This is a genomic window from Alteromonas sp. G4i35 (genome assembly GCF_054960375.1).
In genome coordinates, this window is record NZ_JBHNZD010000012.1 from 1 (window position 1) to 19,636 (window position 19,636).

Below are 19,636 nucleotides of genomic sequence, written 5' to 3' on the forward strand. Positions count from 1 at the left end.
GGCGCTTATTAGCGCCGTTTTTTTATTATAAAGTTAACATGACGTCATTTTATTGCTATATAAACGTCTATATGGTTGCCACTCACATAGTGCTCGAAGTCTATTGAAAACGTCCTTTCATACTCGGCACCTCCTTCTGTGAAATAGCGCCAAATATCGCTCCATGCATCAATGGCAATTTGCGGCATTTCACCTTGTCGCGAAAAAACGAGATACTTTCCTGCGGGAATAGTGATGTGCTCAACCTTTAAATGTTCGGGCACTGAGTCACCGTCAAACCCAGCCAACACGGAAAAGTCACCGGAATGATCGGATTCGTAGTTGAAATACACGCCATACACTCGCTCGCCGCCTTTATAGTCAACAGCTATCGAATTATCAAACCTTTGCCAAAGTGTGGGTATCTTTCCCTGTGGTGAGAATTCAGTGTGATTATTGGTAATCACCGAAAAGCCTTTAATATCTATCGGTGAAGAGAGGTTCCTTACGTTCATACAACGTCCTAATTGTTAAGCATACAGAAAGTTAGTCTAAGCAAACGGTTTCAGACAAACCATGTTCCAGCAGAATGACTTTAACACCTTACCTTAAGTTTCACTCTTAATGGTACGTTTCTTGATTCAGTTTTTGATAAAATGAAAAACGCCTCTCAAAATAAAGAACAAAATTAGGACACACCATGGCACATTCAGGAAACGTCGTTATTTCAGGTGATGGTTACGATGTTATTGACTGCGAAACGTGCGGATTCAAACATGTTACGCCACTTCCAGACAAGCTCGAAAATGAGACTCTTTATCGTGACAGCCATTATGATGACGGCGAACGAGATAGGCTAAATTACTATGAGCGAGACCGTGACTGGTGGCTCATGAGCTATCGCGACGTGCTTAGCGAAATAGCTCAATTTATCTCGCCTAATGATGATAATACTCTGGTTGATATTGGCTGCGGTGCAGGCCTTTTTTTGGAAGCAGCCAAAGAGGAAGGGTGGAATACAGTTGGTGTCGAAATAAGTACAATAGCGGCAAACCATTGCCGTGATAAAGGCTTAGATATCATTAATAGCAGCTTCGATGCTGACCTAACCAGCCTTCCAAAAAACATTAAAGTGGTTCACATGCGCAATATTCTAGAACATGTTCCCGACCCATTCTCTCTTATCAATGTGGCTTTCGACAAACTTGCCAGTGGTGGCGTTTTAGTTGTGGGTGTCCCTAATGACTTCAACCCTCTGCAAGAAGGCTTAAGAAAAACACAAGACTACAAACCTTGGTGGGTTGCTGTCCCACACCACCTTAATTACTTTGATTTTGACTCGCTAGAAGCACTCGTTTCAAAATGTGGATTTAATCCTTTAAGCCGTTTTTCCAGCTTCCCGCTAGACCTGTTTCTAGCAATGGGCGACAACTACATTGAAACTCCAAACGTGGGCCGAGAATGTCACCTGAAACGTGTCAACTTTGAATGGTTCATGGAAAATGCGGGGTTAAGCCACTTACGACAAGATATTTATCGCGCTTTTTCTAACCTAAACTTAGGAAGAGAAGCCATTGTTATCGCGCGAAAGCCTTAGGATTGTTAATGAAAATTGAATATATAACGAATGCGAGTTTTTTGTTTACTTTCAGTGACGGAACAACGGTTTTAACCGATCCTTGGTATGAAGACGGCATTTACCATGGCCTTCTTTTCAATTACCCTCCTATGCATGAAAAGCAGCGCACACGCTATCTAAATTTAAAGCCCGACTATTTATATATTAGTCACATTCACGGTGACCACTTTAATCCTTTTACGCTATCTCATTTTGATAAAGACATCCCAATATTGATCGGTAAGTTTCCGACCCCTGCCCTTCGCTTAGCTTTACAGCAATTAGGGTTTACGAATATTAGGGAATGTACCTTTGACAAACCTTGGGAACTTTGCGAGCACAGTATAACCATTATAAAAGAGTTTTCAGGGTCTTCTGACGATATCGTGAATGAAACAAACATACCTGTTGATTCGTCGATATATCTTGAAGATGGAAACGGGTACAAGGTATTTTTTGCTGTAGACAACCCGATGCAAATTAGGCACGCAGAGCAAATTAAGGCGACCTTCGGTAAGCTTGATGCTGCAATTCTTGCTTACAGTGGCGCAAGTATTTACCCCTTTGTTTTTTCTCATTATAGCGATGATGAGAAACACACTCGCGTAGCACAGTTAAAAGCCTCTCGATTACAGAAGTTTTGCCAACTTGCGGAAATTATTGATGCAGATTTCAATATTCCAGCAGCTGGATCTTTTGTGATAGCAGGAACAGGTTATCAATACGCGCAGTATCAACATCAAGCATGCCCTGAGGAAATAGAATCGGCCTGGCGTAATCACAATCTTAACGAGAATAAGCTGGTCATGTTATCGACCGGTGACGCTCTGGACTTAGCTTCCCGTTCGACAGAGCACTCGCCTCTCGCGCTAGATAGGAATTTTACTCAGCAAGACAGAATAAACTACGCTGAGTCTCTAGCTGATTTTCCTTGCGAGCTTCACAGAATAACTTGGCCTGACGGGCTTATGATGCCAATCAATAGCTTAATTTTTAAGGCCAGAGCAAACGTATGGAGCGCGCAAGAAAGGTTATCTACATTCCCAGATACTGATGTGGTTTTACACATTAAGCCGGTAGAGCAACTGCAAGCTGGCTTGCAATGCCCAATCTACGCCAAGATAGACATGAAAAATGAACGCGTTCAAATAAATACATTGTTTGAGCCTACTGAAGACAAACCTTATATCAAGTTTACAATGACTACCCAGGTGCTTATAGCGCTTCTTCTAGGCGGTACATTTTGGAACGTAGCTGAGTACCACATGACAATTGAACGCGTTCCTGATCAATTCGATCCTACTCTGCGAAGCTTGATGTCGTATTTTAAACTGTAGTGCGCTGAGTCATTTTGCTCATTTGGCCATCATAAATCGTAAGCGTTTGCAGCGGGTTGCATAGACGGTGTTCGCGACCGCTGCCATAGCGTTTTGATTATTAGACTTTAATTTTCAATACTTTCCCTTATCAACGAGCATTTCAGTTTTAGAACAAATATAATCCTGTTTTGTCTCATCCAGGTTGCAATATATTGTGAATCAACGTTTTTTACTTGCCATAGTCGCAGTGCTTCTGGCGATGGTAACCATACAGTCTGGTGCATCGTTTGCGAAGCAACTCTTTCCTATCGTCGGTCCTGAAGGCACCAGTGCTCTTCGTGCGTTTTTCGCCGCGTTGGTGTTAACAATAATTTTTAGGCCTTGGAGAGCGCGCTTGAGCGCGAAAGGATGGCGCAACGTTATTTTCTACGGCGCTTGCTTAGGCGCAATGAATATCATCTTCTATCTTGCGATTGAGCGTATTCCCCTTGGCATAGGTGTTGCGCTTGAGTTCACCGGGCCATTGGCTGTGGCATTTTTTAGTGCCAGAAAAAAGCGAGACTTTGCTTGGGCTATTTTAGCCGTTGCAGGCGTTTGTTTGCTGCTTCCCGATATTGGCGGCGCGTCGGCCGAGAGCTTAGATCCCGTCGGCGTTATTCTTGCCCTTACAGCCGGAGCGTTTTGGGCCGGTTATATCGTATTTGGAAACAAAACAGGCAACGAAGGTTCTGGCGGTGTTACGGTAACATTAGGCATGCTAGTGGCCGCTATCTGTGTAGTGCCTATTGGCGTTGCAAGTCAAGGTATCGCCTTACTCTCGCCACAAGCTATTTTCATCGGGTTCGCTGTAGGCGTATTCTCGTCGGCTATCCCGTATACGTTAGAAATGAGTGCAATGCGCAATATGCCTAAGCAAACCTTCAGCATTATGATGAGTGTTGAGCCTGCCGTTGCAGCCATAGCGGCGTTCATCATTATTGATGAAACCCTCACGCTTTCACAATGGTTTGCAGTGGCTTTAGTCGTTATTGCTACCGCCGGGAGTTCAGCTACGCAAAAACAACTACCCAAACAAAAACAAATTGAAACCCTTTCCTAGGGCCTGTTGACCTTTGGTGTACGAATTTTGGTCTAAATGGAAGCCTTTTAATCGCGAAACAGTCCTGCAAGCCTAGCGAGCTAAGTTAAAGGACTGTGACAAAGAGTAAAAGGCTTCCATAACGACCCCTTCGGGCAGCGCCTTTGTGCCATCTATACTGCGTTGAATGTTTTCGATTTAGAACCACTAAACCGTCAAACATCCGCCTTGTCTAGATGGCACACAGACCGCTGCAAAAATGTACAGCAAAGGTCAACAGGCCCTAGGGTTTCAAACTTTCTGTACTTTTTTACCATCCTTATTTCCCCCTTTTTGAACTCAGGTCTTATTCTTTTCGTTAAACAAATTAAGTTAATAGTTAATTTAGTGGCTTAGGGAATAATTATGAAACATTATGCGGTAAACACAGAAGTAGAATGGGAATGGGGAAACGGTAGTGCAACGGGAAATATCAGAGAAAAATTTACCAATGATGTAGAGCGCACGATTAAGGGTTCGTCGGTAAAACGAGAGGCTAGCGACAGCGACCCAGCATATCTCATTGAACAGGACGACGGTAGCAAAGTGCTAAAATCTCACAGCGAAATTACGAAGTCGTCTTAGTTTGTTGATTAATAAACCTAAACGAAAAATGCAGCGTTCTTTTTTCACTGATAGCGATGTCGTCAATATAGCGAAGTCGCTCATTGGTAACTTCCTGTTTAGTAACGTCGACGGCGTACTAACCGGGGGAACGATAACAGAAACGGAAGCCTACCGTGGACATCATGATCTTGCCATGGAGAAACACCTGTTGCGGCGCCCTTCTTCGATAACAACACTTAAAAAGCAAGGCGGCGTTGCTTACATCTACACCATTTATGGTTCTCACAGTATGTTGAATATTGTTACAAATGACGCTGACCACACTGATTCAGTTCTGATCCGAAAAATTAAGCCTACAGAAGGTGTAGACAAAATGCGCGAACGTCGCGGCATGAAGACATCATTGCGTAATCTATGTGACGGTCCAGCTAAGCTGACACAAGCTCTTGCGATAACACCTGCGCTTAATGGTGAGCCTGTGTTAAATAACACTCTGATTTGGATTGAGCAAAGTAACCATGCCATTGCTAGTAAACATATCACTAGTTCGCATCGCATTGGCATAGACTACGCAATTGACGATCAAACCGGTAAGCTAGGTGCACGGGATGACACAACCTTGCCTTGGCGGTTCACGCTTAAGTAGCGCACCTCAATTGAAACTACTTCGCAAAAGCGAAAGTCAGCTTGCAGTCGATGTATTTGAGCAATTTGTTTACCACCATTGGCACGGCAATATCACCGTTAGCAATTTTTGATTCAACATAAATATCGCAGTCATCATATTGAATTTGCTGGCGAATAACGTAATCGTTGAGTTCGTCGAACAGGCTTTCTTTTAAAGGCACCATGCCAATGAACGCACCTGAGCCTTTTTCATCTACAAATTCTTCACGCTTACTAAAGTAAGCGCCTTCAATTTCTCGTTTTAGCGTATACGCCTGCATGGCATCTAATTTTGTTAAGCGAAAGTGCACGCTAGTTTGGGAGTCTGTCACTGGTTATCTCGGTTTTTCTTGAAGTTTATCTAAATGGCTACTGCTTTATTTCAACTTTCCAAGGCGGGTTCACTCTATTCTCTCCTGCCCAGTACAGCTTTATTTTGTTGCCAGATGGATCTCTTAAAATGGCCTCTTTCCAAAGGTAGCGCTGCTGCGTTGGCGGCTGCTCAAAACGAATACCTTTTTCCACAAGAGAGGTATACAACTCTTCTAGCGCCTCGTGTTCAAAATAGATCACACTGTGATTTTGAGCACTTTCGCTTTCTAAAGAGAGCGAAAAAGTGGACGAGCCTTCAGGACAGGTGAATCTGGCATAATGCGGTGTATCTACAATTTGAGTGAACCCAAGTGTAAGGTAAAACTCCACCGCTTCGACCATATTAGTAACGGGTAACGTGACTTGGTTCAATTCCATGAAGACCTGCTCCTTGTATTTGTATTGTTTGCGCTAGATTTAATCGTCGCGTCCTAGATAAGCATGAATAGCTATGATTTTACCGTTTTCATTAAATTTCAAGACATCAACAACGAACAGTGTTTCAGACTTATCCACCACAATTTTGAGCTCACCAGACACCATCTTCTCATTTACCATAGTAGACAGCACATCTATTTCTATCGAGTCAGCATTCTCAAAGTTCTTACGTGTTTCATCAACGGCTAACCGTTTACCTTTTACAGAAATTTTCCAGTCCCTTAATGCAATGTCATCCGCAAACATATCGGAAACACTGTCTAGGTCCTTTTGTTCATAGGCGCTTAAGTATTGAATAAAGACTTCGACCCACTCCATTTTACGTGTTCCCTTTATCAGTTTTTTAAAAGACACCAGCCAATCGGTTTACACCCAAAAGGCCAGCGTCCAGTTAATATAACCGTTACACTATCAAAAATAACGTGGCTGCTGTGGCCGCGCCCATTGTAAGGTTAAACTGCCGTCTTCGAGTTGGCGAACTCAACCACACGCGTATTTTTGCGCCTACCGCTGCCCAAAGCGAGATGCTTGGAAAACCAATCACGGCAAAAGCGGTAACAATCGCAATACCAGATTGGGTGTAGTACTCGCCAGGCATTGAAAACGTGCCTACGCTGGCTAAGGCCATCATCCATGCTTTAGGGTTAATTAACTGAAATAATGCCCCTTCCCACCACTTGAGCGGCCCTTGGCGTTTGGTCGACTTAATTTTGTTTTCTACTAGGCCTACTGGCTCATCTACGGGGCCAGTGGCAATTTTGAACGCTAACCATAACAGATATCCCACGCCAAGCACTTTTAGCACACTGTACAGTACGGGAAATATGTTGAACAGCGCACCAATGCCCAGCAGTGTGCTTATCATTAGACCTGCAACACCAATTACAATACCCAGCATGTGCGGCAGCGAACGTTTATAACCGTATTGTGCCCCAGAAGCCAATAGCATCATATTATTCGGGCCAGGCGTTACCGTACTGATGAACGCGAATGTCGCAAGCGCGATGAGTAAAGATGTTTCCATGACAGTCCTTATGTGTTGAGGTGAGCAATGCGTTTCTTTAAAAGAAAGGGGGTCGGTTAACCAAACGCTTGTTTTTCACCAACACAATACAATCATATTTTTGTATGCATCATACCCAAATACACTTAAAAACAGCCATACAGTTTAGTCATGATAACGTCTGTATGGCAGTTATTTCACCAATCTGTATGGTTAAAAGCTCCTGCCAATTAAGATATAGTTATCTGTATGCAGATGACTTCATAAGAATAAATATTGCGATGACGCTTTACGAAACATTAGCCAATGAACTTAAAGCCCAAATCGAGCGTGGTGTTTTTGAGGTGGGGAACAAGTTACCTTCGGTTAGGCAGCTGTCAACGGAGCATAAAGTAAGTATAGCTACCGTGCAGGAAGCATATCGAGTGTTAGAAGCGCAGCAACTGGTAGAGGCAAAACCTAAATCAGGTTATTTTGTCGCCCGTAGTATATTAATAGATAACACCCCTAGCATGACGAAGCCTCCGCAACGCCCTATGGATGTGTCTCAATGGGAAGATGTGCTAGACACTTTGCTGAATACCTTTAATAAAGATCATGACGCTAAAACCCTGTGCCAGTTTCAGCATGCCATGCCCAACATGACTGCCAAAACCCTTAAACCGCTTATAAAACGCCTGCATGAACTCACCAAACATCGAGCCTTGGACGGCATGATATACGGTGACGTAAAAGGTGATGAAACTCTGCGAAAACAGCTAAGCCGATTGGCCGCAGCATCTGGCTGTGTGTTGCAAAGCGACGAATTCATTGTGACTTCTGGCTGCCAGGAAGCCTTATCTGTTTGCCTTCGCGCAGTGACGAGCGCCGGCGATGTGATAGCGGTAGAATCCCCCGGATTCTACGGTGCTATGCAAGCTATAAAAGGCGCTGAATTAAAAGCATTAGAGATCCCCACCGACTCTGAAACAGGACTGAGTTTAGAGGCATTAAAGCTAGCGCTTGATCAATGGCCGATCAAGGCCATTTTAGTCGCCCCAACGGTAAATAACCCTCAAGGATTCGTTATGCCTGAGGCGAAAAAGAAAGCGTTATATGAATTGGCCAGAGAGTACGATGTAGCCATTATAGAGGACGACATTTACGGCGATATTGCCTACGCCTACCCTCGTCCAAAAACCATTAAATCGTTCGATAAAGATGGGCGCGTTTTACTGTGCTCCTCGTTTTCAAAAACGCTAGCGCCTGGTTTTCGCGTGGGTTGGATAGCGCCGGGAAGCTATAGGAATAAAGTGCTCCACGTTAAATATGTCAGTAGCTCTATGTGTCCTACTCTACCCCAATTAGCTATAGCCAGTTTCATTGAGCAAGGCGGTTATGACAAACATATTCGGGCTATGCGTCACCATTACCTAAGTGCACGAGACGCACTACGTTCAGACATTAAGCGTTACTTTCCCGCCGACACCTGTATTAGCTACCCTCAAGGGGGCTATGTGCTTTGGGTAGAGCTAAACAGCCGTTATGACTCCGTGAAGCTGGCTGACGAAGCCAAGCAAAAAGGAATTTATGTCGCGCCAGGGCAGCTATTTTCGGCAACAGGTAAGTATCGACATTGCCTGCGTTTTAATTTCATTGATAGTACGCAGGCTGCGCGCACCGAAGCTATTCAGCGTCTTGGTGAGATGCTTGTTGCACAAGAAGCCTAATTTTTTATACAAAGTGCGTAAACCCAAGGGCAGTTGATCCACATCAACGCAGGCTAGCCGTAAGTCCACCAAAATAAAACCATCCAAACTAACCTGTGAAACTTTGTATGCTTACGTTAGTGAATAATACAGATGCGAATGATGACATTGTGCCTGAAGCACACGGACTATACCGTCTGCATTTAAAGCCTAACACGCAAATGGCGATAGAGAATAAGCCCGTCTTCGGTGCGAATATTACGCTACATAGCAGCGTATTGAGGCACGATAATTTTGTGGCAACGCCAGATAATATATTAGGTTGGCTAGATCACTGCGGTTTGTCACACTTTGCAGTGAAAGCCGAGACCGACAATTCAGAAAGTGAAGACACGTCTGCACTTTTGCCTTCACAGTTTTTAAATGCCGAAGGCGGAATTTTGCGTGTAACTGCCCCCACTCGCATTTATCTAATCAGCAAAACCCCAATTGATATTAACAAACGCGGCCTGTGCCTTTTTACGCCAGTAAAATAACGACCCAGAAATGTACTCTGACCCCAAAATTTTGGGGTCAGAGTACATTTATTTCTATTCAGTCTCTGGGGTGGCGTTTGATGTACTCTCTAGTTGCAGGCTAATCGCTTCAGACAGCCCGGAATAACGCTTATCTACCCGTTGAACCATGTGGGTAAATGTTGCGTTGTCAGAAATGATTAAGCAGCCGTCTTTGGCACGGGTTAACCCTGTGTACACTAGGCCTCGATGAAATAAGTTGGCGGCTTTTTCGCTATCAGGCTTAGGTAAAATAAGCACAACATGATTAAACTCAGAGCCCTGAGATTTATGTATGGTCATGGCGTACACAGTTTCAAACTGCGGTACTCTTGATAGCGATATGCTGCGCAACGCTTGCTTTTGCTCTAGCGTATTGTCAGCACTGTCTCCCGCATTTGCCGAAGCTTTCTGACTTGAACCGTTTTGACCCGAAGCTTGGCTATCCTGGTAAAACCACGCATATAGCTTTCCTTTGCTGTCAGGCCAGATTACACCAACCTCACCGTTTGATAGTCGTTGAGGATGATGATTCTTTACAATCATAATGGGCTGACCTTGATAGAAATGGCCTTCCCGCTTTCTGATTTTGTGCTTGATAGCATCGAACACCAAATTATTCAGGCCTTCTACGCCCATTCCGCCCTTGCGGACCGGGGTTAGCCACCTAACCACATTCAGACGATTAAGCGCCTCTTCGGCACTGCCAGCATCAAAAATAGGCAGGAAGCTTTCTTTGGCCAACTGGTGTAAATCACGGCCGCTAACCTGGTGCTCTGGCCATAGGTGAACGCCAGATTGTAGGCGTGATGCAGTCTTTGAAACAAGAGTTGAATCGATATTTGAGTTGAGGCCAGCAGTTTCATCATTGTCACTAGCCTTGTCGGTAATAGCGGCAAGTGCACCGCTTGCATCACCTCGCTGTATGGCCGTTGCAACTTTTGCCACCTGCCCTTTGAAGCGCTGCGGTGCTTGCAGAGTTGCTACATAGCTTTTTGCCTGCTCATCAACAGGTAACAGAGGCAAATGCGGGCACAGCGTAGCGATGTGCTGACGCATTAACGATGGCACGCCATCTAAAGAAAACGCGTTGTCATTGCTGTTTAAGCTATTTGTACCATTTGGCACATTCGCATTTTCGTCAAAACTTGCTGCCTCGGTACTAACTAGCTGCTCTAACACGTTGCCAAGCTCAACTGCTGGAAGCTGATCGGCATCACCGATAAAATAGAGTCGCGCATGGTCTGGTAACGCTCGTACGATGCGCGTCATTAGCGCTAAGTCGACCATACTTGCTTCATCGACAATGAGTACATCTGCTGCCAATTGATTGTGCTGATTGAACTTAGTCGATACACCGTGCTCGCGCAATCCTAGTAATCTATGTAGCGTCACAGCATCGGTAGGCACGTTGTTAAGCACTGTGTCGTCCAACTTGCCGCGAAGCCCGTCTATGCTGTTCATGATAGATTCGGTCATACGCTGTTGCGCTTTACCTGTAGGCGCTGCCAGCACAATTTTTAAGTTTTCATCGCAAGCCTGTAGCGCCAGTAATAAGCGCAATACAGTATAGGTCTTACCTGTTCCTGGCCCACCGTTTATAACGCAAAAGCGCTGCATTAGGCTTTTGGCCACTGCAATTTGCTGCCAATCTTGCTGATCGGTTGTTTCGGTAGGAAAGATTGCGGGCCAAAGTTGTTTTACTTTTTCGCTTGCGTCATCACTTAACGGCGTAAGCGCAGCTCGTTTTACAACATTGCGCGCCACTTCTTGTTCAAACTCATAGTAGCGACGGCTGTACAGCTTGCCGTTGCTATAGACAAATAGTTGAGCCACCTGCTCGTTAACCAGTGCGCTTTTTACAATTCTAAGTAACGGCGTTAGTTGTGGCACGTCAACACCTGCTTTGGGCGCTTTTTCCTGCTCTGTTTGTTCTACCGGCGACTTAGATGCCCCAACCGCTCCGTTATTGCTATGCACATTTGTTTCGGCCGCCAAGACTGCTTCTTGTTCTGCTACTACCTCTTTAAAAAGCGTCGTACCCGCTATGTCTTTTAGATAGATACAGCTGTGGCCATTGCGCTGCATATACGACAAGTATGCTAAGATCCCAGCCCAAATAAACTGTTCTTCTTGCTCCAGTTCATCAATAAAGCCAAATTCTTTTGCGACAAATTTGTCGATCGCCTCGATGCCAAACAAGTTATCAAAAAATGACGGTACAGAGTGTTGATTGCTTTTCATTATTTTCCTTTGCTTTAGCCTCTATGATGTTGACTACTCGTCATCGAAACTAAACTGCTGCTGACCCGAAGACGTTTGTTCCAAAGGCTGGTGAGAGCTGCCTGCATTCGAAGAACTATTGCCTTGCTGGGCATCGTCTTTGCTCGCAAATATCCCGTCTAATCGATTGAGTACAGACGATGGAACATCAGTATAAAATACCCCTTCCCCGCGCTCGTTTTCTGGGTGCATACCGCGTAGATACAAGTAATACACTCCACCAAAATTCATATCTGGGTCATAGTTAGGCAGCGTATTCTTTAAATAGCGATGTAGCGCCAAGCAGTAAATTAAGTACTGAAGGTCGTAAAGGTGATGCTGGTTATTGTGAAACAGCGCTGTTGGCGTGTAGCTATCAAGGGTATCGCCAAGCCAGGTTGATTTGTAGTCTGCTACATAAAACTGACCGTCATGTTCAAAAATCAAATCAATAAACCCGTGCATCATTCCCTGTAATTTAGCTGTGATTAATTGAGGCGCTGTTTCCATCTCGCCACCAATAACGTCAGCTACGTTTTGCCTATGGGTAGCGAGTACTTCACGAAGCTGAGTCCATTGCGTGTCGTTCATTGGAAAATAGAATTCGGCTTCGCGCAGGGTTTGCACTAAGGGCAAATCACTCATACTTAGCTGCATATTGGGATACAGAGGCGTCTGTAGCGCTTCTTCTAACCATTCATAAAGTAGCGGCGTTCGCTTTTCATCTAACCCGAAGCGGTTAACCAGTTCCTTACCCGTTTCTTCCCAATCGGGCGCACTAAAGTCACTGTGCTCTAGAATATCGTGAAGTAAATTACCTGCGCTCGCACCTTTCTCTAGGGTAAAACGCAGATCACTTTTACTTACCGTACTTTCAATACCTGCCGAGGAATTGATGTCTGCATCAATTGAGCCCATCTCACCCATAAGGGGGTCGCTTGCATACACTTCTTCATCTCGAATGGTTTGAAGTACGGGCACACTAGGAAGGGGTTGACTCAAGGGCTCTGTTGTTGCGCCGGACTCTGCTGCTGTGCCTGTTTCAACGCTTTGGTTAGCACCAACCGTGGTTAAACGGCTCATTGCTGAGAATGAATACAGTCGCCATTCTTCGCTTGCCGTGCCGGTAAATTGCAACGCGGTAAGCTGAGGTAACTCATCTTCTTGTTCAAAGCCAGTATACACTTCCTCAAACTCATCACCGTCGATATGGCTGGCATGGGACGCATCTTCTTCAGCAACACGGTTTAACACACTCGACCAATCGTTGTTGCTGCCGTCGCCACCTACACCGAGTGCTCGTGCTAATGCACTTCTTTCATTGTTAGTCAGCGGTACAACGCCCATGTAACAGCGATGGGCAGCTCGTGTTACCGCCACATAGGCCAGTCGCATGTCTTCCGCTTCGCTCTCGCTTTGAACGCGAGCTATGGCCTGTGGCGTCTGCCCAAGCTGCATTTGTAAATCTTGTTTTTCCTCGTCGTAATAGGTAAATATTTGCGATGTAGTGTTGCCGTTTTTAGCGGCGTCTCTGTAGCCGGTGGCAAAAGGAACAAACACGATGGGGTACTCTAGCCCTTTCGAGCCGTGTTGAGTAATAAGTCGAATAAGTTGGCTGTCACTTTCAAGGCGCAAAGTAAGCTCTTCATCGCTTTCAGGCTTATGAATTTGCTTATTCAACCAGTCGAGTAGCTGCTCTGGGCGCTGGTGAGTAGTGCTAGCTTTTTCCAGCACTTCGGCCAAATGCTGATAGTTAGTAAGGGCGCGTTCCACGCTGTCAGCATGAGGTTGATAGCTATCTTGCATTAAATACAGCAGCACACTCATGCACCCTTTTTGCAGCCACATATCGCGCAGCGACAATACCTTGTCGATAGCCGCATCCCACTGCGCGTCATCTTCATGGTACAACAGTTCAATAAGTGTTTGGGCACTATAACCCCAAAGCGGTGACGCCAAGCTCGACGCCACTTTACTGGTGTCGTTAGCATGCCAAATACCGTTGAGTAACCGCAGTACATCTTTGGCTTCGGCACTGGCAAATAAGTTACTGCGATCGCTTAAATAAACACATGCCAAGCCTTTTTGCTGCAGTACACTTTTGATAGCGCCAGCTTCGGTCCTGTCTTTCACCAAGATAGCGATATCCTGAGGCTTAACAGGCGCGGTGCCACCATTGGCGGTTTGAAAGTGCGCTTCGTTCAATAAGCGGTAAATCTCTTGCGCAATCCACTGAGCCATTTTGCGACGCATAATGTGGGCGTTTTCTTTGTCGTCCAAACACATGCTAACGTAGTTCATTGCGCTGCGTTTCGTTACAGCACTTTTCATTACACCGCTCTTCATTACAGCACTTTTCATTACATTGTCTTGTTCGGCAGGGTCGATAAGTGGCGTTTTTGCCGCGGCTGCTTTAGGCGTAAATTCCACAGGGTTGTATTTGATGTTAAAGCCAAACACATCGGCGGGTTTATTTGATGCTACAGGCGCACCGTAGAATAATCGATTATAGGCTTTAACCATGCCCTCTACCGAGCGCCAGTTGGTATTCATTACCCAGCGGTAATCAGCCTGCCTGCCCGCCTTTAAATAGGTAAAAATATCGCCACCGCGAAAGCGATAAATCGCCTGCTTGGGGTCACCTATCATTAATAACGCACTTTCGTTAGCATTCTCAAGATTGGGATAAACTGCGTCTAAAATAGCGTACTGCTTTGCATCGGTATCTTGAAATTCGTCAATAAGCGCTACGGGAAACTTCTTACGAAGCTCAGGCACAAGGGTATTGTTCGGCTTCACCACTTCGTCGGCGAGCATGCGAATAAGGTCGTCGAAGTCGATAACGCCAAGCTGCTTTTTCTGCTTTTCAACGCGGGATTTGATGAACGCAATGGCTTCAACCACCAGCTTGAATACAAGCACCTTACCAAGCGCTTTGTCTTTCTCACTAAATGCTTTTTTAAGCGCCCCTGCAAAATCTTTTATAGGCGTTAAGATCTCTTTTACACCAGATGAATTTCGCGCATATCGGTTACCTTTAACAAAGGCTTCCGCTTCGGGCGGCGGAAGATCATAACTTTGTTCATCCACGCAAGAACGCAACCAAGCTTTAAGTGCAGCCAATTCCTGCGGCCGCTCTTTTTTATGGGCCGGTGTTTTGATGAGCTGTTCTACCAATAGCCCTTCATTATCCTCTACGCTTTGAAGTAGAGACTTCACGTAGGCTAAAGACGTGTGCGGCGCTTCATCTAACTGCTTTTTACACGCTGCCTCAATATCCTCTTCACTAAGCAATATTGGGGTCAGAGTACTTTTAATGCTGGCGTTAAACTCTCGCAACAGTCTGTCAGGTGTATGCCAGCCTGACTCTGCCAGTAGTCTAAACTCGTCCTCACTTTTGCTAATTTTTCGAATGAAGTCTTCGGCAGCTTCAAGATATAAATCGCTGGTGTCATTGCCCAAGTTAAGCGACATGGCAAAGCCGCTGTTAAACGCTAACTGGGTGATAACATGCTGACAGAAGCCGTGAATAGTAAACACCGAGGCTTCATCAAGCTCTAGCTGCGCCGCTTTTAAAAGGGCCAGACTCTCGTCAATATCACAGTTGTTAAATAAATACTGATAAACCGGGTCACAGCCACTGTCTATTTCATTGCCGTTATCTTTGGCTTGCTGCCAAATAAGTAGAGCTTCTCTTAGTGTTGCCGCAATACGCCCCTTTATTTCTTCGGTCGCGGCTTTGGTGAAGGTCATCACCAATATTTCTTTGACGGTGAGCTTTTTTTCAAGCAATAGACGCAGGTACAAGCGCGTAATATTAAAGGTTTTACCTGTGCCAGCGCTGGCCTCAATAAGGTGGCGCCCTTTTAACGGCATAGCGACGACATCGAGTAATTGCGCTTCAGTGCCGCTGTGGTCGTCGGTTTGCAGCTGAATGTGCTTGCTCATGGGATTGTCAGAGGATGTTGTATTATAACTCATAGCTTCTCCTCCTGAGACGCATTGTTGACCATGGCGAGCAGCACAAAAGCACTTAAATACGGCACATCGTTCCAACTAACGCCCTGCGGAAACAACCAATTTAAGTAAGGGTTGCTTGCCATATCGGCGCTGAACTGCCCGCTACTTTGCTGCCAGTCGGCTAATGCTCGCTGTAATTCTATCGTGTCAAAAAGTGCAGCGGCTTGGTCCACCGCCTGTTTTGCTTTTTCGTGTTTTTCACTTGTCGTTTCGCTAGCTACAGCGTTGTCTTTATCAGTGAACGGGCACATCTCGTCAATTGCATGTTGAACTTGGCTAAGTATCGCTTTGTCGGTTTCACTAGTCCCGTCCGCACTCTCTAGTAGCGCATGCAGAATGTCGGTAAACATCTCAGGCTTTATGCTTTCCACTACAGGCTTAGTGTCTGAATTTCTGGTCCCGGGCATAAAAGTACCGAACAAACTTAAATGAACTGGTGTCGGCGCCGTGTAAACTGCCATATAAAGCTGTTCAATAAACAAAAGTAAACGCACAGCAGTTTCTCGGTCGTAAGCGGGGAAGCGCTGCTTTTTCAAAATGGTTTCGCCCTTTTCCCAGGCACAGGAATAGATATCCAGCGGATAGTTGTTGTAGCTGGTTTCTTCATCGCTGCTTGAAAAAACTAATTGTGAGATGAAGAAACCCAAAGCGCGGTGTGCGTCAATCTTACCAGCACAAAGCTCCACTAGCGCGTCACTGCCTAATAAAGCGGACGAAGTAAAGGTAATGTACTTGCCTTGAAAGTGTGCTTTTTTAGGTTCCGCGTCGTGAGGGCCCATGGCTTGACTTAATGCCAATGCCCCTTCTTTCCACATGTCAACTTCATCTCTGGCAACGGGATTATTGGGAATATCCCCTCTAAGCGAAGCAAACGTGATCACTTGTTCACTATAGGAAAGCGAAGTGACATCATCTTTCTCTGGCACAACGCGCTCTGCAGACGAAAAGATAGCGTCGAGCACCTGGTAGCGCAGCAGCGCATTGGTTTCAAACGGCTCGCTGTTTTCGAGTAGCGTAAACGATTGAGACAGATTCACACCAAGGCGTTGTACGGAAAAATACTCCAGCGGATCTTTGAATGCTCTCGCAATTTGAATACCTGATAAACGAAGCGATTGCGTTGATAGTGCGTCAGATGATGGCGCTAACGTTGCCGTATCCGCATCGTTGGCAGATTCATTATCTGCTTCATCGGTATTTAATTTCGTTTTTTGTAACGCGTCAGCTAACCGTAACCACCCTGTTTCGTAGCTCGGCAAGGTTCCCGTAAAGCCTTCTTCACTGAACGGGTGTAGCGGCGCATTAACGCTGTACTTTGATAAATCCAGTGCGTAGCTGTTTTCTAGCATATCCATGAACTCAGCCAATACCAGACTGGGTTGTCGCTCACTATTATTAGTAACGTCGTTTCCTTGGTAGCTTAAATATAAGCTGTCTCTGGTGGAAATAATGGCTTCGAGGAATAAATATCTGTCCTCCAAACGTCGTGAGCGGTCACCGATTTGGCGGCCAGCGCCCGCCATTAAGTCGAGGCCCAGCGGGCTTGATTTTCTGGGGAATTCACTGTCGTTCAGCCCCAAAATGCATACTTTTTTAAATGGAATGCTTCGCATTGGCAGCATTGAACACACCGTAACCTGACCGGTCATAAAGTGGTTACCGGCATCTGGCGACGAGAATCGATTGAGTAGCAGGTCGCGAACCTGACGAAGGGTGAGTTCGTGTTCATAACCTGCCTCTTCGCACCGTGCAGCAAGATCGGCAGCAACTTTGGCAATAAGATCCCAACTTTGCTGCTGCTCTTTTATCGGCATAAAACACGCATCTCTAAGCGATATTAAGGCTTTAGACCACTGCGCGGCCGTCCTTGGGGCTGTCAATACTTGGGCAAACTCACCTAACAGCGCCACAACGTCGATAAGCTTGCCTAGCGTAAGCGCACTTTGTCCTTCAACGTCGGGAATAGTAAGTAAGTCACTCACAATGACTTCACTATCTGGTGCCAGCATGCCCATAAGTAATCGGCGTATTCCCCACCACCAGCTGTAAGCGTCGTCTAGATCAACACCTTCTGAAACGGCCGTTTTATGGGCGCTATTAAGACCCCAATGAATATGAGCTTGTTTTAGCCAAACCACCATTTGCTCGATATCATCTTGTGACACTGAGAAACGCTTTTGCACTGAATCTAGCTGCAGATAATCCATAATGTCCGACACACCAAAGCGGCTATCGGGCAGCTGTAACAGCGCCATAAACGCCGCAATCAACGGCTCTGCATCCATTGGGCTTCTATCTGCAATGGTACACGGAAGCCTAACCTGCCCTCTGCCAGCCAAAGCCTTTGTGCCTACTCTGTGAAATACAGCATCAACAAATGGCGCGTAGTTTTCGATGGCGGGGCACATCACCAGAATATCAGATGGGGTGCGCGTTTTATCTTGAGATAACCAGTGTAACAAGTGGTCGTGTAAAACCTGCACTTCGCGTAGTGCGGAATGGGTACACATGATAGTAACGCTATCGTCTTTTTCTCTTAAATCATGAGTAAGTGGCTTCGGTTGAGCGGCTTGCAATATATCGTTGTGAATATATTCGAGTAGACCATAACGGTGAACGTTCTCACCACTGTTAGAAGCCTCTTCAAAATCCGGTGAATCAAACGCACTAATCTCAAAGGTATCTAGCTCAGTAATTAAGTTGAATAGCTCTCTGCCCTGTTTACCTAAGTTGCCAAGCAGCGGGTTTGACTGATCTTCTTCCATCCATTTCTTAAGGCCTTCTAAGCGCAATAGCTTCGCCTGTTCACTACTGCTTTTCGCTTCACCCCAATAATTAACGCTAGGATTTAAATGAAATATATGAATATCAATGTGCTGCGCGAGGGCGTCAAAAAATGCAATAAGCTGTGGGGCCATAGTATTAATAGCAAACACTATCACACGATCAGGCAACTTGTTCGTTGGTTCGCTTGGTAAATGACCAGCTTCCAACGCATCGAGCGTCATTTGATGCAAACGTGCAGGATGCAACGGCTGCTCTTTGACCAATATGCGCCAAATTTCGCTTTGCCATATCTCCATGTCATCAAATACAGCGCGTTCGTTAGCTTCCCATTTAAACAACCAGTCTGGGCGGTACAACAAGTATTGCTCGTACACGTCGGCCAGAGCGGTAGCTAGCTGAAGGCGCTGTAACCCTTGCTCTTGTTCACTACCGGCGCTTTGCCAATACCGGTTAACTTGCTCGAAGGCTTCTGCGCTCATCAGCGAGCCATCTTGGAGAATATTGTCGATTCGCCATGTCAGTACTTCACGACGATAGGGAGATTGCTTGGGTACTTTGTCCTGTCCTAATACCGTACGTGCTGTATTCCACATAAAGCGCACTGGTAAAGGGTAATCAATATTCATTGCCACGTCGTGTTCTATGGCAAGCTGCATGCTGACCCAGTGCTGCATTCCCGGGCTTTCAACCAAGATGGTTTCTGGCGTAAACACACCCATGGGCTGCTGACGTAAAAGCGTGGTGAGAAGAAAACTTAAGTGTTCTAATTTATTAGAGGGATATAGCGCAAGCAATCGAAAAATCCTTTGTAGAACGTGCTTTTAGATACTGTGCAAAGACTGTACAGGTATCGTCGACCTTATAATTTAGTGTATCGCATTGTGCTCAGTAGTTAAGTTATTTCTCCAAAATTTAGATAAGCAAATGTCTTTTGATAATAGAACAAATACCGAGGGGCATGGCGAAAACAACCTCCGAATAATTCATTAACGAAGTGATACAAAGATATGGCGGAGCGAAAGAGTACAAAGAAGCGTGTGGGCGATTTTCAGACAAAAAAAACCCACACAGACCTCAGGACACGAAAAATCTGTATGGGTAAGGTTTACGGTCTACTCAGTAACAACGTGAATAAGCGTTGCCTGGCACTCATTCACGTTAGCGCTACTGAGCAGCACTGTTAACGCTTTATGTTTAGCAGGTTGAATGCCAACTTTTTAATCATTAAGTATCAACAACTTACACG

15 protein-coding genes are annotated in these 19,636 nt (G+C 45.5%); 7 read left to right on the plus strand and 8 right to left on the minus strand.

Features of this window, described 5'->3' with window-relative positions; genetic code table 11:
* Positions 1 to 44: 44 nt before the first annotated feature.
* Positions 45 to 494, minus strand: coding sequence for a GyrI-like domain-containing protein (locus tag ACFI6L_RS09110; protein WP_462573837.1), 450 nt, complete (start codon positions 492 to 494; stop codon positions 45 to 47).
* Between the two features lie 185 nt (positions 495 to 679).
* Between ACFI6L_RS09110 and ACFI6L_RS09115 the strand changes: the two genes are divergently transcribed.
* From ACFI6L_RS09115 to ACFI6L_RS09135, 5 genes are all read left to right on the plus strand, one after another.
* The gene (locus ACFI6L_RS09115; RefSeq protein WP_101564895.1) at positions 680 to 1,576 is read left to right on the plus strand and encodes a class I SAM-dependent methyltransferase; all 897 of its coding nucleotides are present in this window, start codon (positions 680 to 682) and stop codon (positions 1,574 to 1,576) included.
* 8 nt (positions 1,577 to 1,584) lie between these two features.
* Positions 1,585 to 2,934 (plus strand): MBL fold metallo-hydrolase, encoded by a 1,350-nt coding sequence (locus ACFI6L_RS09120; protein ID WP_462573838.1) that lies wholly within the window; start codon positions 1,585 to 1,587, stop codon positions 2,932 to 2,934.
* Between the two features lie 196 nt (positions 2,935 to 3,130).
* Positions 3,131 to 4,015, plus strand: a complete 885-nt coding sequence (locus ACFI6L_RS09125; RefSeq protein ID WP_171338728.1) for an EamA family transporter — start codon at positions 3,131 to 3,133, stop codon at positions 4,013 to 4,015.
* A 384-nt stretch (positions 4,016 to 4,399) separates the two neighbouring features.
* Positions 4,400 to 4,618 carry a hypervirulence associated TUDOR domain-containing protein gene (locus ACFI6L_RS09130; protein ID WP_014949794.1) on the plus strand — a complete coding sequence of 73 codons (219 nt, stop codon included), beginning with the start codon at positions 4,400 to 4,402 and terminating at the stop codon, positions 4,616 to 4,618.
* Between the two features lie 28 nt (positions 4,619 to 4,646).
* Positions 4,647 to 5,246, plus strand: coding sequence for a DNA-3-methyladenine glycosylase (locus ACFI6L_RS09135; RefSeq protein WP_462573840.1), 600 nt, complete (start codon positions 4,647 to 4,649; stop codon positions 5,244 to 5,246).
* 16 nt (positions 5,247 to 5,262) lie between these two features.
* On the opposite strand, the gene ACFI6L_RS09140 is transcribed toward ACFI6L_RS09135, so the two are convergent.
* The 4 genes from ACFI6L_RS09140 to ACFI6L_RS09155 form a co-directional block, all read right to left on the minus strand.
* Positions 5,263 to 5,598, minus strand: a complete 336-nt coding sequence (locus tag ACFI6L_RS09140) for a hypothetical protein (protein WP_462573841.1) — start codon at positions 5,596 to 5,598, stop codon at positions 5,263 to 5,265.
* Between the two features lie 37 nt (positions 5,599 to 5,635).
* Positions 5,636 to 6,016: a VOC family protein gene (locus ACFI6L_RS09145; RefSeq protein WP_014976792.1), complete on the minus strand. Its 381-nt coding sequence runs from the start codon at positions 6,014 to 6,016 to the stop codon at positions 5,636 to 5,638.
* A 39-nt stretch (positions 6,017 to 6,055) separates the two neighbouring features.
* Positions 6,056 to 6,394: a nuclear transport factor 2 family protein gene (locus ACFI6L_RS09150; RefSeq protein ID WP_278343477.1), complete on the minus strand. Its 339-nt coding sequence runs from the start codon at positions 6,392 to 6,394 to the stop codon at positions 6,056 to 6,058.
* A gap of 85 nt (positions 6,395 to 6,479) precedes the next feature.
* Positions 6,480 to 7,100, minus strand: a complete 621-nt coding sequence (locus ACFI6L_RS09155) for a LysE family translocator (RefSeq protein WP_462573842.1) — start codon at positions 7,098 to 7,100, stop codon at positions 6,480 to 6,482.
* A 260-nt stretch (positions 7,101 to 7,360) separates the two neighbouring features.
* Between ACFI6L_RS09155 and ACFI6L_RS09160 the strand changes: the two genes are divergently transcribed.
* Both ACFI6L_RS09160 and ACFI6L_RS09165 read left to right on the plus strand, forming a co-directional pair.
* On the plus strand, positions 7,361 to 8,788 hold the full coding sequence (locus ACFI6L_RS09160; protein WP_462573843.1) for an aminotransferase-like domain-containing protein: 1,428 nt from the start codon (positions 7,361 to 7,363) through the stop codon (positions 8,786 to 8,788).
* 107 nt (positions 8,789 to 8,895) lie between these two features.
* On the plus strand, positions 8,896 to 9,303 hold the full coding sequence (locus ACFI6L_RS09165) for a hypothetical protein (protein ID WP_462573844.1): 408 nt from the start codon (positions 8,896 to 8,898) through the stop codon (positions 9,301 to 9,303).
* A gap of 54 nt (positions 9,304 to 9,357) precedes the next feature.
* Here the strand turns inward: ACFI6L_RS09165 and recD are convergent, their stop codons facing one another.
* From recD to recC, 3 genes are read right to left on the minus strand one after another with little or no spacing between them, the layout of a single operon-like run.
* Positions 9,358 to 11,565, minus strand: coding sequence for an exodeoxyribonuclease V subunit alpha (recD, locus tag ACFI6L_RS09170; RefSeq protein WP_462573845.1), 2,208 nt, complete (start codon positions 11,563 to 11,565; stop codon positions 9,358 to 9,360).
* A gap of 33 nt (positions 11,566 to 11,598) precedes the next feature.
* Positions 11,599 to 15,564, minus strand: a complete 3,966-nt coding sequence (gene recB, locus ACFI6L_RS09175; RefSeq protein ID WP_462573846.1) for an exodeoxyribonuclease V subunit beta — start codon at positions 15,562 to 15,564, stop codon at positions 11,599 to 11,601.
* Positions 15,561 to 19,184, minus strand: coding sequence for an exodeoxyribonuclease V subunit gamma (recC, locus tag ACFI6L_RS09180; protein ID WP_462573847.1), 3,624 nt, complete (start codon positions 19,182 to 19,184; stop codon positions 15,561 to 15,563). Before recC ends, recB begins: the two co-directional genes overlap by 4 nt.
* Positions 19,185 to 19,636 lie beyond the last annotated feature (452 nt).

Excerpts from the sequence above, each read along its gene's own strand:
- ACFI6L_RS09160 (WP_462573843.1), top strand. The coding sequence starts at position 7,361 with ATGACGCTTTACGAAACATTAGCCAATGAACTTAAAGCCCAAATCGAG.
- ACFI6L_RS09115 (WP_101564895.1), top strand. The coding sequence starts at position 680 with ATGGCACATTCAGGAAACGTCGTTATTTCAGGTGATGGTTACGATGTT.
- ACFI6L_RS09110 (WP_462573837.1), bottom strand. The coding sequence starts at position 494 with ATGAACGTAAGGAACCTCTCTTCACCGATAGATATTAAAGGCTTTTCG.
- ACFI6L_RS09165 (WP_462573844.1), top strand. The coding sequence starts at position 8,896 with ATGCTTACGTTAGTGAATAATACAGATGCGAATGATGACATTGTGCCT.
- ACFI6L_RS09145 (WP_014976792.1), bottom strand. The coding sequence starts at position 6,016 with ATGGAATTGAACCAAGTCACGTTACCCGTTACTAATATGGTCGAAGCG.
- ACFI6L_RS09130 (WP_014949794.1), top strand. The coding sequence starts at position 4,400 with ATGAAACATTATGCGGTAAACACAGAAGTAGAATGGGAATGGGGAAAC.
- ACFI6L_RS09150 (WP_278343477.1), bottom strand. The coding sequence starts at position 6,394 with ATGGAGTGGGTCGAAGTCTTTATTCAATACTTAAGCGCCTATGAACAA.
- recB (WP_462573846.1), bottom strand. The coding sequence starts at position 15,564 with ATGAGTTATAATACAACATCCTCTGACAATCCCATGAGCAAGCACATT.
- ACFI6L_RS09120 (WP_462573838.1), top strand. The coding sequence starts at position 1,585 with ATGAAAATTGAATATATAACGAATGCGAGTTTTTTGTTTACTTTCAGT.
- ACFI6L_RS09155 (WP_462573842.1), bottom strand. The coding sequence starts at position 7,100 with ATGGAAACATCTTTACTCATCGCGCTTGCGACATTCGCGTTCATCAGT.
- ACFI6L_RS09135 (WP_462573840.1), top strand. The coding sequence starts at position 4,647 with ATGCAGCGTTCTTTTTTCACTGATAGCGATGTCGTCAATATAGCGAAG.
- recD (WP_462573845.1), bottom strand. The coding sequence starts at position 11,565 with ATGAAAAGCAATCAACACTCTGTACCGTCATTTTTTGATAACTTGTTT.